8 protein-coding genes and 1 pseudogene are annotated in these 15293 nt (G+C 66.9%); all 9 read left to right on the forward strand.

Going from position 1 to position 15293, the window contains the following annotated elements; genetic code table 11:
• The first annotated feature begins 1 nt into the window (after position 1).
• Positions 2-889 carry an NAD(P)-dependent oxidoreductase gene (locus Q9R30_RS04215; RefSeq protein WP_104997288.1) on the forward strand — a complete coding sequence of 296 codons (888 nt, stop codon included), beginning with the start codon at positions 2-4 and terminating at the stop codon, positions 887-889.
• 80 nt (positions 890-969) lie between these two features.
• Positions 970-1878 (forward strand): biotin--[acetyl-CoA-carboxylase] ligase, encoded by a 909-nt coding sequence (locus Q9R30_RS04220; RefSeq protein WP_104997289.1) that lies wholly within the window; start codon positions 970-972, stop codon positions 1876-1878.
• Positions 1871-2470, forward strand: a complete 600-nt coding sequence (locus tag Q9R30_RS04225) for a PH domain-containing protein (protein ID WP_104997290.1) — start codon at positions 1871-1873, stop codon at positions 2468-2470. The genes Q9R30_RS04220 and Q9R30_RS04225 overlap by 8 nt, the downstream gene beginning before the upstream one ends.
• A complete protein-coding gene (locus tag Q9R30_RS04230) occupies positions 2460-3584 on the forward strand; it encodes an adenylate/guanylate cyclase domain-containing protein (RefSeq protein ID WP_104997291.1) in 1125 nt (374 codons plus the stop codon). The genes Q9R30_RS04225 and Q9R30_RS04230 overlap by 11 nt, the downstream gene beginning before the upstream one ends.
• Positions 3585-3899: 315 nt before the next feature.
• Complete coding sequence (locus Q9R30_RS04235) at positions 3900-10025, forward strand: Ig-like domain-containing protein (protein WP_311216871.1); 6126 nt, start codon at positions 3900-3902, stop codon at positions 10023-10025.
• A 42-nt stretch (positions 10026-10067) separates the two neighbouring features.
• A complete protein-coding gene (locus Q9R30_RS04240; protein ID WP_311216872.1) occupies positions 10068-11039 on the forward strand; it encodes a MoxR family ATPase in 972 nt (323 codons plus the stop codon).
• A 50-nt stretch (positions 11040-11089) separates the two neighbouring features.
• Positions 11090-12421, forward strand: coding sequence for a DUF58 domain-containing protein (locus Q9R30_RS04245; RefSeq protein ID WP_311216873.1), 1332 nt, complete (start codon positions 11090-11092; stop codon positions 12419-12421).
• Positions 12418-15063, forward strand: coding sequence for a transglutaminaseTgpA domain-containing protein (locus Q9R30_RS04250; RefSeq protein ID WP_311216874.1), 2646 nt, complete (start codon positions 12418-12420; stop codon positions 15061-15063). Before Q9R30_RS04245 ends, Q9R30_RS04250 begins: the two co-directional genes overlap by 4 nt.
• A pseudogene (locus tag Q9R30_RS04255) lies at positions 15060-15140 on the forward strand (zinc-ribbon domain-containing protein); the annotation flags it as partial. The gene Q9R30_RS04250 and the pseudogene Q9R30_RS04255, both read left to right, overlap by 4 nt.
• Positions 15141-15293 lie beyond the last annotated feature (153 nt).

Below are 15293 nucleotides of genomic sequence, written 5' to 3' on the forward strand. Positions count from 1 at the left end.
CATGACTTCGAGCAACGACGCTTCGCATGCCCTCGGCGGACCCTACCAGGCTGCCGGTTCACTCCAGGGAAGGACCATCCTCATCTCCGGCGGGAGCAGGGGGATCGGCCTGGCAATCGCCCTGCGCGCGGCGCAGGACGGCGCCAATATCGTGCTGATGGCCAAGACCGGGGAGCCGCACCCGAAACTGTCCGGGACTGTCCATACGGCTGCCCAGGAACTGGTGGAGGCGGGCGGACAGGCGCTCCCGCTGGTGGGTGATGTCCGGAGGGACGACGACGTGGCCGCGGCCGTGGCGGCGGCAATGGAACGGTTCGGGGGCATTGACGCCGTCATCAACAACGCTTCCGCCATCGACCTTTCCCGGACCGATGACGTGGACATGAAAAAGTACGACCTCATGCAGGACATCAACGTCCGCGGGACGTTCCTGATGTCCAAGCTGGCGCTCCCGGCGCTCCGGGCCTCGGACCAGGGCCACATCCTTACGCTCTCGCCGCCGCTGAACCTCGATCCCCGGTGGGCCGGGAAGCACCTGGCCTACACCATGGCAAAGTACGGGATGAGCCTCACAACCCTCGGCCTTGCCGAGGAGCTGAAGGCGGACGGCATCCGGGTGAATTCGCTGTGGCCGCGCACCCTTATAGACACTGCGGCCATCAGGAACATGCCGCACGGGGAAAAGATCGTCCAGGCCGCCCGTGGCGCGGAAATCATGGCGGATGCGGCCCACGCCGTGCTTACGGGCTGCAACCTCACGGCCGGCGGCCGGCCAAGCGGCAATTTCTACACGGATGAAGAGGTGCTCGCGGCCGCGGGGGTCACCGACTTCCGCCCGTACAGCCTTGGCGCTCCCGAAGACCAGCTGGTGCCGGACATTTTCCTTTAGCCTCCGCCGTGATCCTTCCGGGTTCCTGCGGGCCGGCACGCCGGGCTGCCAGGACTAAGCGGTGTCGGTAGAGTTTAGCTATGGATGACGCACATGCCCCCGGCACGCCACTGGACCGGAGGGCCCTCGCGGACCAGCACTTTCTGTCCGCGGCCGGCATCCCGCGGCTTGAGGTTGTTAACTCCACCGGGTCCACCAACGCCGACCTCCTCCGCTCCGTCACCGTGGAACCTTCGGCCTGGCCGGACATGTCAGTGCTGACCGCGGAGTACCAGACGGCAGCCCGCGGGCGCCTGGACAGGCGCTGGGAAGCGCCGCCCCTGAGCTCAGTTTCCGTTTCCGTTGTCCTACGGCCGGCCAACGCCGAAGGAAGGCCGCTTCCCACCCAGAGCTATTCCTGGCTGTCCCTCATCGGCGCCCTGGCGCTGCGGGAAACCCTCCTGGAAACGGCCGGCCTGCCCGCCGAGTTGAAATGGCCCAACGACGTCCTGGTGCGCGGCAAGAAGATCGCGGGAATCCTGGCCCAGATGGGTCCCATGGTGGACGGCTCCGTGCCCCCGGTCATCCTGGGAACCGGCCTGAACGTCACCCTCCAGGCGGCCGAACTCCCGGTTCCCACCGCCACGTCAGTGGTGCTGGAATCACCGCGCTCAGCGGACCGGACGGAGCTGCTGAAGAGCTACCTTTTGCACTTCGCCGTGCTCTACCGCGGCTTTTGCAACGCCGACGGCGACCCGGCGGCAGGCCTGGCCGGCGGACCGTCGCTGCACAAGCGCGTGGAAGGCGTCATGACCACCCTGGGCAAACAGGTACGGGCGCAGCTGCCGGGCGACCACGAAATCATCGGCCACGCGTCCCGCCTCGACGAGTACGGATCGCTGCTGGTGGTGGACCGCGAGTCCAAGGAGCACGTGGTAACGGCCGGGGATGTTGTGCACTTGCGTCCGTGGAATTCCCCGGACGCATCCGGCCAGGGCGGTTATGCGTAAAGACCTCGTTCCGGGCGAGCAGGTGATCGTCACCACCCGCCCGCAGCCGAGGAAGCTGGCCGGGGCAGCTGCGGCCTTCATACTCTCACCGGCGCTTGCCGCGTTCGCTTCCGCCTGGGCCACCCGCGGGGAAGCGGCCAGGCTCATCCCCGCGCTGACTCCCCGGTGGACGCCGTGGCTGGTGGCAGGGTTCGCCTTGGCGGTGGCCGGGGTCTGGCTGGGATATTGCCTGCCCCGGCTGCTGCGGTGGCAGGGCACCAGGTACACGCTCACCAGCCGGCGGCTCGTTGCCCGGTCCGGTCTCCTGCGGCGGCGTGACCAGCAGGTGAACCTGGCCTCGGTGCGCAATCTGACTGTCCACGAATCCGTACTTCAGCGCCTGTTGCGCTCCGGGAATATATCCTTGGAAACCGGGTACCAAGGCGTGGTGACATTCCAGGACGTGCCGGAGGTTGCCAGGTTCCGGGACTTCATCCTGGATGCCATCGAGGAATTGCCCGACGAACGTGACGGCCAGGCCGGCGGAGCAATGGACGATCCTGCCGGAGCTTTGCCATGGGAATTGAGAGAAGGTGGACGGGATGAACGATGAGGACCAGCAGGAGCGCGTGGACTCCATCACACCCCCGCCCGCGATGGATTCCCACCCGGCCACAGGCGCGATGTCTGCCGAACGGCTCGCCATGAAGGCTTTGGAGGCCCGGCTGCTGGGCGGCGAACGCAAGCTCCGGCGCCGTGAAGTCGCCGCCGGCGCCGGGCTGTCCCTGCTGTCCGCGCGCAAACTGTGGCGTGCCCTCGGTTTCCCCAACTTCGGCGACGAGGACGTGGCGTTCACTGAGCGCGACCAGGCCGCGCTTTCCACCGTGGTGGACCTGGTCCGCTCGGGGAAGCTGACCGAGGAGGCCGCCATCTCCGTCACCCGCTCCATTGGGCAGATGACGGACCGGATGGTGGTCTGGCAGATCGAAGCCCTGGTGGAGGACATGGTCCACGAGCAGGGCGTTACGGACGCCGTCGCCCGCAAACGCCTGGTCAACGAGCTGCCGGCGCTGGTGGACGCCCTGGAAGAAATGCTGGTCTACTCCTGGCGGCGCCAGCTTAACGCAGGCGTCCAGCGGCTCGCTGTCCGGGCGGAAGCGGGCCTGCAGGCGAGCGAAGAGGGCCGGGAAGGCGACGAGGACGACGCCCCGCTGCCGCTGGCGCGAGCCGTAGGCTTCGCGGACCTTGTTTCGTACACCAGCCTGTCCCGCCGCATGAATGAAAAAACTCTGGCCCGGCTGGTCCAGCGCTTCGAAAACAAGTGTGCCGAGATCATCTCCGTGGGCGGCGGCCGCCTGGTGAAGACCGTGGGCGACGAAGTCCTCTACATCGCCGAAACCCCGGCCGCCGGTGCCGAGATCTCCCTGGCTCTTGCCCAGGCCTTCACGGAGGACGAGATCCTTCCCGAAGCGCGGGTGGCCATGGTGTGGGGAAGGATCCTGTCCCGGCTCGGCGACATCTACGGTCCCACCGTGAACCTCGCCGCCCGCCTCACCACCCTTGCGGATCCCGGCACGGTGCTGGTGGACTCGATGACCGCCTCGGCACTGGAACACGACGAACGGTTCGTGCTGGAGCCGCAGCCTCCCGAAAACGTCCGCGGATTCGGCGAAATCCGCCCCGTGCGGCTTAGCCGCGGCCTCGGCAAAGGCTTGGTGCTGGACTAAGGCGCACGCCGCGCGCGAGCGGGACCGGTGCGGAAAACCAGTTTATCCAGTTGTTGGTCTATCGCGGTAGAGTTGGTGCGTCGGCAACGCTGAACCGCCGGTGTGGATAGGGCTCCCCATCGCGGCAGGAAGTGCCGATCGGTAAGCTTGCCACCGGTGCCTCGCCGGGGCCGGACGCCCGAGCCGGCCCGGGGCATCGCCAATGTCAGGTCTCTGCTGCTCCCACCGGGGGCGGCGAAAAATAAAGGTCCGGGGATTGCACCCCGGGCCGGACAGTTGCCTTTTGGCAGCGGTAATTCAGGGGATAGTAACGCTGTGACAACTCTGCTGGGGAAGCTTGGGCTGAAAAGGCGCCACAAGAAACTCGTCACGGGCACCGCCTTCGGTGCCGCCGTCGTTGTCCTGGTCACCGGTGCCGTGCTGTATCCGGGGTTCAAGACCACCGAGGTGGAGCTGAACGACGGCGGCGTGTGGGTGGTCTCGAAGTCCAAGAATGCGGTGGGCCGGCTCAACTACCCCTCCCGCGTCCTTGATGGGGCCGTGACCCCCGCTTCCACCACGTTCGACATCCTGCAGGACGCCGGTGACGTCTTCGTCGATGATGAGACAGGCTCAACACTGAACCAGGTTTCGCCGGCGAACATGCGGCTGGGCGGAGACAAGCAGCTGCCGGGATCGGCGGACGTCAGCTTCGGCTCGGAAGTCATCTCCGTGACGGACGCGGCATCGGGCAAGGTATGGGCGGTGTCGCCGTCCACGGTCAACGGTTTTGACGAGGAAGCCTCAGAACCCGTGTTGGTCGGTTCGGAGGGCATTGTCTCGGCGGTCGGCGATGATGACCGGATCTACTCGGCGGACCCTGAATCCGGGGCCGTGACGGTAACGGCCGTTGACGCCAACGGCGAGGTGACAACATCGGAATCCGAAACCTGGGCCGAGCTGAAAGGTTCGGGCGATCTCCAGATCACGGTGGTGGGGGACAAGCCGGTGCTTCTGGATCCGGCGGCCGGGAAGTTGTTCCTGCCCGGCGGAAAGCGGCTCCAGCTGGAAAACGCGCGGGAGGCGAAGCTGCAGCAGGGCGGCCCCGCCAGCGGTTTCGTGGCCATCGCCACCCGGAAGGCGTTGCTGAAGCAGCCCCTGGACGGATCCACGGCGAAGACGGTGGCATTCGACGGCGAGGGCGTGCCGGCTGCCCCCGTCCAGTTGGGCGGGTGCGTACACGCGGCGTGGTCCGGGACGAACAAGTATGTGCGCGACTGCGCCAATGACGACGATGACAAGAATGTTGACGTGCCGAGGGCGAGCGCCTCGCCGTCGTATGTCTTCCGGGTGAACCGGGACCTCGTGGTCCTGAATGACGTCAATTCCGGCAACGTGTGGCTGGTGAACCAGAACATGCAGCTGGTCAACAACTGGGACGATGTCATCCCGCCGAAGAACGAGTCCGACGAGCAGGACCAGGAATCCGCGGACAACAACACCATCAACGTCCTGCCGGACCGCACCAAGCCCAACCGTCCGCCGGAAACCAAGCCCGACGCCGTCGGCGTGCGCCCAGGCCGCACCACCATCCTTAGCGTCCTGGACAACGATTCGGACCCCGACGGCGATGTCCTCACGGCCGCCGTCGGGAATTCCGGACCCCAGACCGGCAGCCTTGAGAACATCTACGGCGGCACGGCCTTCCAGATCTCCGTTCCGGCCGGCGCGAAACCCGGGACGGAAACATTCAGCTACAGCGCCTCAGACGGCCGCGGCCTTTCCGCCACCGGGCAGGTCACCCTCAGCGTGATGGCCCCCGAAGAGAACAAGCCGCCCCGGTTCAAGCGCGGCGACAACACCACCATGCTCGTGGAACAGGGCAAAGCCGTCAGCCAGAACATCCTTACCGACTGGATCGACCCCGACGGCGACGACCTGGTGCTCCTTGACGCGAAAGCGGACAACGACCAGGACCAGGTCAAGGTCCGCCGCGACGGCCTGCTGACCTTCCAGGACTCCGGCGCCACCGCCGGCAGGAAGAACGTGGAGGTGACCATCTGGGACGGCAGGGCCACCGTCAGCGGAAAAGTGGTGGTCAACGTCCAGCCGCCGGGAGCCCTTGCACCGGTGGTCAACGCCGACCACGTCACGGCCGTGGTGGGACAGGACCTGGTCATCTCGCCGCTGAAGAACGACGTCGATCCGAACGGGGGCGCCCTCCGCCTGGCCCAGGTGGAAGCCAACGGCCCGGCCGAGCTGGGCCCCGTGACCGACGGCGGCACCTTTACGTTCCGCAGCACCACCCCCGGCCCGGTCTACCTCACCTACATCGCCAGCAACGGGCCGCAGAGCAGCCAGGGGCTGATCCGCGTCGACGTCGAAGCCGGAGATGAAACGGGCAACCCCGTCGCCGTCCATGATGTCGCGCTCATGCCCACCGGCGGAAGCGTGCTGGTGGACCCGCTGGCCAACGATTCCGACCCCTCCGGCGGAGTCCTGGTGCTGCAGTCCGTGAAGCTGCCGGAAAACTCAACCGCGTCGGTGAGCGTCATCAACCACAGCGTCCTTCGGATCACCGACATCCTCGGAACCAAAGACCCGTTCCTCTTCGAATACACCATGTCCAACGGCAAGAAGTCGGCCACCGGCAGCGTGTCGGTGGTGCCCGTGCCGGCGCCGGCCGTGGTGGAGGCACCCCAGCCAAAACCGGACGAGGTAAACGTTCGGGTCAACGACGTCGTCACCATCCCCGTGCTCGGGAACGACACCCACCCGCAGGGCCAGGAGCTCACCGTGGACCCGGTCTTGCCGCAAGGGGTTGATCCCCTCGACGGGAAGAGCTTCGTTTCGGAGAACACCCTCCGGTTCATTGCCGGTCCGGCACCCAAGACCGTCCGCGCCATCTACAACGCCGTGGATCCCCAGGGACAAAAAAGCGCCGCCGCCGTGACCATCCACATCCTTCCCCTGGAGGGCGCGGAGAACTCACGCCCGCAGCCGCGCAACCTCACGGCCCGCGTGGTGGCCGCCGGAACGGTCCGGATTCCAGTGCCGCTGGATGGCATCGATCCGGACGGTGACTCCGTCCAGCTGACCGGCATCGACAGTACACCGGCCATGGGCACAGCTGCGGTCGGCAGCAACTTCATCGACTTCACCGCTGCCGGTGACGGCGCTGGAACCGATACCTTCCGCTACAAGGTGGTGGACCGGCAGGGCGCCGTCAACACCGGCACTGTCACCGTGGGCATCGCGCCGCGCGGCGAGGTCAACCAGGAGCCCACTCCCGTGGACGACGAGGTAAGGGTCCGCCCCGGCCGCCAGATCGCCGTCGACGCCACCGGCAACGACACAGATCCCGACGGCGACCTCATTCGTATCCTCACCGACGGCATTGATGCCGACGCCGCGCTGCAGGCCACCGTGAGCAAAACGAGCGGCCGAATCATCCTGCTGGCGCCCGGAGAAGCCGGGACCGTCAACGTGCGCTACACCATCGCCGATGACCGGGACGCATCCGCCCAAGGGACCATCCGCGTGGTGGTGGACAACGAGGTTCCCCTCAAGGCGCCCATCGCCCGTGACGACAGGGTGACGTCGGCCCAGACCATGGGGAAAACCGCCGTGGACGTCCCTGTCCTGAAGAACGACGAGGACCCGGACGGCGTAGGGGAAAACCTCAAGATCAGCACAGAAGCCACCACAGCCCGGCCCGGGGCGGACGGCAACATGATCGTGGACCTGACTGAGCAGTCCCAGCTCATCCCCTACACCGTGGAGGATGTGGACGGCCAGAAGTCCACGGCGGTGATCTGGGTACCGGGCCTCGGGCAGCAGGTGCCCACCCTTGCCAAGGACGAAGTGCTTGAGGTAGTTGCCGGCCAGTCCGTGGATGTTGACCTGGATGAGTGGGTCAAGGTCCGGGAAGGCCGCTCGCCGCGGCTCACCCAGACGGACCGCATCAAGCTCATCGGCGCAGACGGCAGCGATCCCGTGGCCGGCGACGGCACAGGACTCAAGTACACCGCGGGCGCCGACTATGTGGGACCAGGTTCCCTTACCTTCGAGGTGACCGACGGGACCGGCCCTGACGATCCGGCCGGCCTGAAGTCCACCCTGAGCATCCGCACCAAGGTGCTGCCTGATCCGAACAGGAACAACCCTCCGGAACTGCTGGGCGCAAACCTTGACGTGCCCAAGGGCGACTCCGCCAGCACCGACCTGGGCAAGCTGACGGCGGACCCTGACCGGGACGACGTCGAAAAGATGAAATACGAGTTGGTGGGAGGATCTCCCGCCGGTTTCAACGCCGGCATCGACGGCAGGACCCTGAAGGTTTCCGCGGCCGACTCGAGCGGGGCCGGGACGACGGCCGCCGTCCAGGTCAAAGCCAGGGATCCCCGCGGGCTCGAAGCCACGGCCACCTACCAGCTGAAGGTGACGGCTTCCAACCGGCCGAAGCCCGTGGCGAACGACGACGTGCAGGACGACGTTGCCGCCGGCAAACCCGTAACGGTGAACGTGCTCGCCAACGATGCCAACCCGTTCCCGGAGACCGCACTCAAAATCATTGCGGCCGCTGCGGAAACCGGCAGCGGCAACGTGGACGTGAACGGCGATTCCATCACAGTCACCCCTGCGCCGGGATTCACCGGCACCATGGTGGTGTCCTACACGGTGGCCGACAAGACCGGCGATGAGTCCCGCACTGCCACGGCCCGCGTCCGGCTGACAGTCAAGGACAAACCCCAGACCCCCACTACCCCGCAGGCGCAGAGCGTGGGGGACCAGACGGCACTCCTGACCTGGACGGCGCCAGCGGACCGCGGTTCAGCAATCACTAAGTACACCGTGTACGGGGAGGCAGGGTTCCGGCAGGACTGCCCGGCCAACACCTGCACCCTCAACGGGCTGGTCAACAACACCAAGTACCAGTTCCAGGTCACGGCCACGAACGAGTTCGGCGAGTCCGACCGCTCGCCTGCATCCGCCGAGGTCCGGCCTGACGTTAAGCCCGATACCCCCCTGGCGCCGTCGCTGAAGTTCGGCGATAGGGAGCTGTCCGTCAACTGGACCGCTCCGGCAAGCAAGGGCTCACCGGTGAAGTCCTACGACCTGGAGATCTCACCTCCTCCCGCCGGCCAGAACGCCCAGATCCAAAACCTGACTGGCGTCAGCTATGTCTGGAAGGGCCTGCAGAACGGCGTCTCCTACAAAGTCCGGGTCCTGGCGCGCAATGATGCCAAGGAACCCTCCGAGTGGAGCCCTTATTCAGCAGCCATGGTTCCGGCGGGTGTTCCGGCCACTCCGGCCGCACCGTCTGCGGCGCAGGCCGGTTCGGTGGGTTCGCAAAGCCAGCTGAAGGTGAGCTGGGCTGCGCCGAACAATAATGGCGACGCCATCTCGGCGTACACCCTGACCACCCTCCGCGGCGGTGCCGTGGTGTCCAGCCAGCAAGTGGCCGGTACCTCGCAGAACGTCACGGTGGACAACTCCGAAACCAACTACACCTTCACGGTGTCTGCCACCAACAAGGCGGGCACCAGCGGGACAAGTGCCCAATCAGGGGCCATCCGTGCTGCCGGCAAGCCGGGCATGGTGGGAACTCCGACGGCGGCATTGGTGGACACAGGAGGAAATGGCGGAAAGATCGATGTGCGCTTCCCTGTGCTGACGGCAGCCCAGCGCAATGGTTCGACCGCCGAAGAAATCACCTACAAATACAGCCTGACGTCCGGCGGCGGCAGCGGCAATATTGCTGCCGGTGGCGGAACTGTTCCCGCAGCCAACGGCACCCCGACCGCTGTTGTGGTCTGGGCAGTATCGTCCCGCAGTTCCACCGCCGGGGACGCCAGCACCCCCTCCAACTCGGTCAACCCCTATGGGCTGGCCTTTGCCCCGAACGTCACAGGCAGCAACAGCAGCGGAGTGGGGGACAGGACGGTGTCCTGGACGTGGAACCAGCCGGACGGCAACGGCCGGGCGGTCACCGGTTACCAGTACAGCCTGGACGGAGGCGCCTGGCAGGACACGCAGGAGCGGCGCTTCTCCCGGACCGTGGGCTACAGCGAAACCCATACTCTTCGGGTCCGAGCCATCAGCGGGGGCCAGCCCGGCCGGATCGGCAGTGATTCATCCCGCAGCGGTGCGGAGCCGCCGCCTCCCGTACCCACCTCCTGGACCATCACGGCAACACCGGTCCGCAGCTGCACCGAACCCGGATACGGCGTTGACAGCTTCAGGGCCGGCAATCCCTCCAGCTGCGTCAGCCCCGGCAAATGGCTGCCGGAAAACACGCCGTCCAACTCGGACTTCTATGTGGTCTGGTACAAGACGTCCGCGAACCCCTCCGGCATTTGGTACCACCTGACCAGCGGCCCCGCCGCCGGGAACTACGTCCGCCACGACACCACCAACAGGGACGGACAGGGCCCGCCGCCGGGCATGCCGCAACGCTAGCCGGCCCGGCGCAACCTACCGATCAAGATTAAGGAACAACACGTGACCATGACCACCGAGCAGGCCGCCTGGTTTGCAGACACCTTCGAGAAACTCGTTGCCAACGTGGGGCAGGCCGTCCTGGGCAAAGAACACGTCATCCGGCTCACCTTCACGGCCATGCTGGCCGAGGGCCACGTGCTGTTCGAGGACGCACCCGGCACCGGCAAGACCTCGCTGGCCCGCGCCCTGGCCGCTACGGTGCAGGGGTCCAACAACCGCATCCAGTTCACCCCGGACCTGCTGCCCTCGGACGTCACGGGTGTGACCATCTACGACCAGAAGACCCAGAAGTTCGAGTTCCACAAGGGCCCGATCTTCAACAACATCGTCCTGGCGGACGAAATCAACCGTGCTTCGCCGAAGACCCAGTCGGCTCTGCTCGAGGTCATGGAGGAATCCAGGGTCACGGTTGACGGCGTCACGTACGAGGCCGGGCGCCCGTTCATGGTGATGGCCACGCAGAACCCCATCGAGCAGGCAGGCACCTACCGCCTGCCGGAGGCACAGCTGGACCGCTTCCTGATCAAGACCTCCATCGGCTACCCGGACCACGCCTCCACTGTCCGGCTGCTGGGCGCCTCCAACCTGAAGGACCGGTCCCAGGACCTCTCCGCGGTCATCACCACCCAGGCTGTGGCCGACATGGCGGACCTCGCCGCCACGGTGCACGTGGACACCGCCGTCCTCGAGTACATCTCGCGGCTCTGCGAGGAGACCCGCAACGCCCCCGAAACCCGGCTGGGCGTCTCGGTCCGCGGGGCCTTGGCCATGGTCCGTGCGGCAAAGGTCTGGGCGGCGGGGCAGGGGCGGAACTTCGTACTTCCGGATGACATCAAGGAACTTGCCCCGGTGGCGTGGACCCACCGCTTCGTCATGGATCCTGAGGCAGAGTTCTCCGGAGCCACGGCGGAAGCCGTGCTGACGCGGATCCTGGCGGAGGTCGCGGCCCCCCAGCAGCGCACCAACGCCTGACGGTCCCGGCACGGACCCCACCACTTCCACGCAACAACGAAGGCATACATATGTCCACCGGCACCCCGTTGACCCGGCTCGCGGAGCGTCTCAAGCAACCCTTCCACAGGGACGGCCGGCCTATGCAGCTGCACCCGTCGGCAGTCTGGGCCGAGGCGCGGAACACGGCGGCCATGGCGCTGGCGCCAGCCTGGCGGAACGTCCAAACTGCATGGCTAAAGTACGCCTGGCCCGTGCTGTCCGTGGTCAGCGTCCTGGGCTGGTGCGTCCTGGCTGCCTCCATCCTGCTCTGGTCAACAGGTCAGGCGTTCGGCTGGCAGGAGGCCAAGGCGGCGGCGATCGCGGCGTTCGTGATGTTCCTGATCGCCATCGCCTTTGTCCTGGGCCGATCTTCCTACGGAGTGCTCCTGGACCTCGCCCGCACCCGGGTGGCCGTCGGGGACAGCGCCGTGGGCAGCATCGCCGTGTCCAACACCTCTGCCCGGCCCCTGCTGCCGGCAGCACTGGAACTTCCGGTGGGCAACGTCACGGCTGTGTTCCACCTGCCCCGCATGAAGCCGCAGCAGGTTCACGAGGACCTCTTCACCATTCCCACCGCGCGCCGTGCCGTGATCGTCGTCGGACCTGTCCGGTCAGTCCGGGCGGACCCGCTGCACCTGCTGCGCCGGCAGGTCCTGTGGACCGAGCCGGAAGACCTGTTCGTCCATCCGCGCACGGTGGCGCTGGCCGGTTCGGCGGCCGGCTTTATCCGCGACCTGGAAGGAATGCCTACCACGGACCTGTCCAGCGCGGACGTGTCCTTCCATGCGCTCCGCGACTACGTGCCGGGGGATGACCGCCGGCACATCCACTGGAAAACCACCGCGCGGACCAACAAGCTCATGGTGCGCCAGTTCGAGGAAACACGCCGGGCCCACCTGGCCATCTCGCTGTCCATCAACACCGACGAATACGCCTCCGAAGCGGAATTCGAAATGGCCATCTCGGTAGCCGCATCGATCGGCCGGCAGGCCATCCGTGAGCAGCGTGAGCTGGACGTCCTTACCCAGAAAGGCCCGCTGCGCTGTGAAACCGGGCGGAACATGCTCGATGACATGACCAGGATTGCGGGATCGCCCATGCGGCGGACCGCCGTCGACCTCGCCAGGACCCTGGCGGACACCGTCCCCAACGCCTCCGTGGTCTTCTTCGTCGTGGGCAGCAACGTGACTGCCACCCAGCTGCGCTCCGCGGCCGCGTCCGTGCCGCCCGGCGTCCGCAGCCTCGCGGTGCGGGTGGAAGACGGCGCCTCGCCCGGCCGCGCGAACATCGCTGACCTTACCGTGCTGACGCTCGGCGACCTTAACGACCTTGCCATTGTGCTGAGAAAGGCCGCAGCATGACCTCCACGGAAGGCCTCCGCCCGCGCAGCACGCGCCCCCGCAGCAAACCATTAGGCACCAACCGCGGTGCGTCCGGCGGCGGCCGTAACCAGGCGGCCTCCGCTTTCGCCGACGGCCAGCCGGCCTGGCACTTCCTGCTCGACGCCGCCGCGCTGACGGTCCTGCTGGGGCTTGGCCTGCTCGGCTTTGGCCTCAGCTTCGGCGGCGACCGGTACTACCTCGTCTCCGGCTTCGGCGGCATCCTCCTGGGCCTGGCCATCGGCGCACTCAACGCTCACCTGCGGCTCGGACTGCTCATCACCACGGCAGTTGCCCTCGGCGCCTACCTGGTCCTCGGAACGCTGCTGGCGGTGCCCGACGCCGCAATCGCAGGTTTTGTCCCCACCCTTGACTCGCTCCGGACCCTCCTCCTGGGGGTGGTGTTTGCCTGGAAGGACATGCTGACGGTTGGTGTTCCCGTGGGCACTGCAGGCGGCGTGCTGATTGTTCCCTTCCTGAGTTCCCTGGTGACCGCCCTGGTGGCCGGTGTCCTGACATGGCGCCTTCGAAGCCCTTACTTTCCGCTCCTGCCGGTCCTGGTCCTGTTCGTCACCGGCATCGCCTTCAGCACCAACGCCGCCTTCCTCACCCTCGAACGCGGCATCGGCCTGACGGTCCTGGGCATCGCCTGGGCCACGTTCCGCCGGGACGCCCTCAGGAAGAACTCCACGCGAAAGGTCTCCGTCAACAGGCCGCAGACGGATACCGCCACCGCGCAGCGGGCGAAGGTCCGGAGGCTGGGAATGGCAGCCGGCGTCATCGCCTTGAGTGTGGCCGTCACAGCACTCTCCGCACCCCTGGTAACGGCAGGCAACGACCGGAAGGTCCTCCGGAACGTGGTGGTCCCGCCGTTCGACCCCAAGGACTACATCACGCCGCTGGCCAGTTTCCGCACCTTTGTCAAAGACAAGAAGGACGACACCCTCTTTGTGGTCCGGGGCCTGCCCCGTGACGGCCGGGTCCGGCTGGGGGCCCTGGATGCCTTCAATGGAACCAACTACACGATGGACCCCAACGGCTCGGGCAACTTCAACAGAGTGGGGGACACCGAGTCGATCAACACCCTGGCGGATACCTCCGGGGTTGTTCCCACCAAGGACTACGCCATCAGCATCACGGTTGAGGACTACCAGGGATTCTTCGTGCCGGGGGGCCGTAAAACCACGGGGCTGAGCTTTGATGACAGCGCGTCTGCCGCGGCGTCCGGCCTCTACTTCAATTCCGGAACGGATACCGCCGTCACCACCAACGGGCTCTCCCGCGGCGATTCCTACAAGGTGCAGGTCTCGGATCCCGTGAAGCTGGAACACGGGCAGCTGGCGCAGTACGACTTCGCGAAACTATCCCTGCCCGACGCCACGGAAGTGCCCCCGGTAGTGGGGTCGCAGGCCAACGACCTCTCCGCTGACGCCCCCACCGCCATCGACCGGGTCCGGCAGATCGAGGCCCATTTCCAGAAGACCGGGGCGTTCAGCAACGGGCTGGTCAGCGAAGGACAGTTGCCCAGCGTGTCCGGCCATGGTTCTGCCCGGATCAGGAACCTCCTGACGGCCAAGCAGATGCTGGGCGACGACGAGCAGTACGCGGTGGCCATGTCCCTCATGCTCCGCCACCTGGGCATCCCGTCCCGCGTGGTGATGGGCTTCTACCCTGAACCCACCAGTCCGGAAAACGGGGCAGGCGAAGTCAAGATCACCGGCAATGACGTGCACGCCTGGGTGGAAGTGGCCTTTGAACGGGCGGGCTGGGTGAGCTTCGATCCGACGCCGCCCAAGGACAACATTCCCATCCCGCCGGACCCCGAGAACAAGTCCAAGCCCAAGCCGCAGGTGCTGCAGCCGCCGCCCCCGCCGCAGGAACCGGCGGACCTTCCGCCGGACTCGTCCCCCGATGCACTGGATGCGGACCAGAAGAAGAACAACCCGTGGCTCTTCTGGGGTGCCCTGCTGGGCGCGCTGGGCATCGCCCTGATCCCGCTGTCCGTCCTCGCGCTCCCGCTGCTGCTGATCGTCCTGCTGAAATCACGACGGCGGAAGTCGCGGTTCAGCGAAGGCCATCCTGCGCAGCGCGTAGGTGGCGGCTGGAGCGAGGTGGTCAGCCTCGCCACGGACATGGGGGCCGCCGTCGATACCCGGGCCACCCGCCGCGAAAGCGCTGCGGTCCTGGCCGAGGCGTTTCCGGCTGCGGGCGGCACCACCACGATGCTGGCCCGCCGCGCGGACGCGTCCATCTTCGGCGCCGGCCAGCCCAGCGAGGACGACGTGCGGGAATACTGGACCATCGTGGACAGCTCGCTGAAGGAGATGACCTCTACGGCAGGTTTCTGGCAGCGGCAGCAGGCAAGGTTCTCCCCGCGGTCGCTGCTCGCTGACGCACGCAGTGCCTTGGCCCGCCGCAGCCCGCTGGCACAAAGGGGGCGGCTGGCTTTGCCGGCCCTGTCGGCCCTCAAGCCGGCCGCACGCCGTCGTACCCGCCCGGAAGGGGAGGGCTCCGCAGCGCCTGCACCGGAAGCTAAGGCGGTGGAGGCAACGCCGGCCCAGGCAACGCCGGCGCAGGCGCCGCCAGCGCCGGAACCGCCAAGGCAAGGACCTCCTGCGCCGTGACCGCCGAATTCCAGGCGTGCCCCCGCTGCCAGCGGTCCATCCGGGCGGGGGCGGCCTTCTGCACTTCCTGCGGAGCCCCCCTGCCCAACAGGGCGGCGCGCAGCAACCGCAACCTGCACACCGGCGGCCATGCCGGCAGTGAACCGCCGCCCGGAGCTGTGACTGCCCACCGTGCGGCGATTCCCGGTACTATCCCGGTAGTACAAAGCCCCCCGGCGCCTCAGACCGCG

The sequence above is a fragment of the Arthrobacter sp. AB6 genome (assembly GCF_031844545.1).
Lineage (GTDB): Bacteria > Actinomycetota > Actinomycetes > Actinomycetales > Micrococcaceae > Arthrobacter.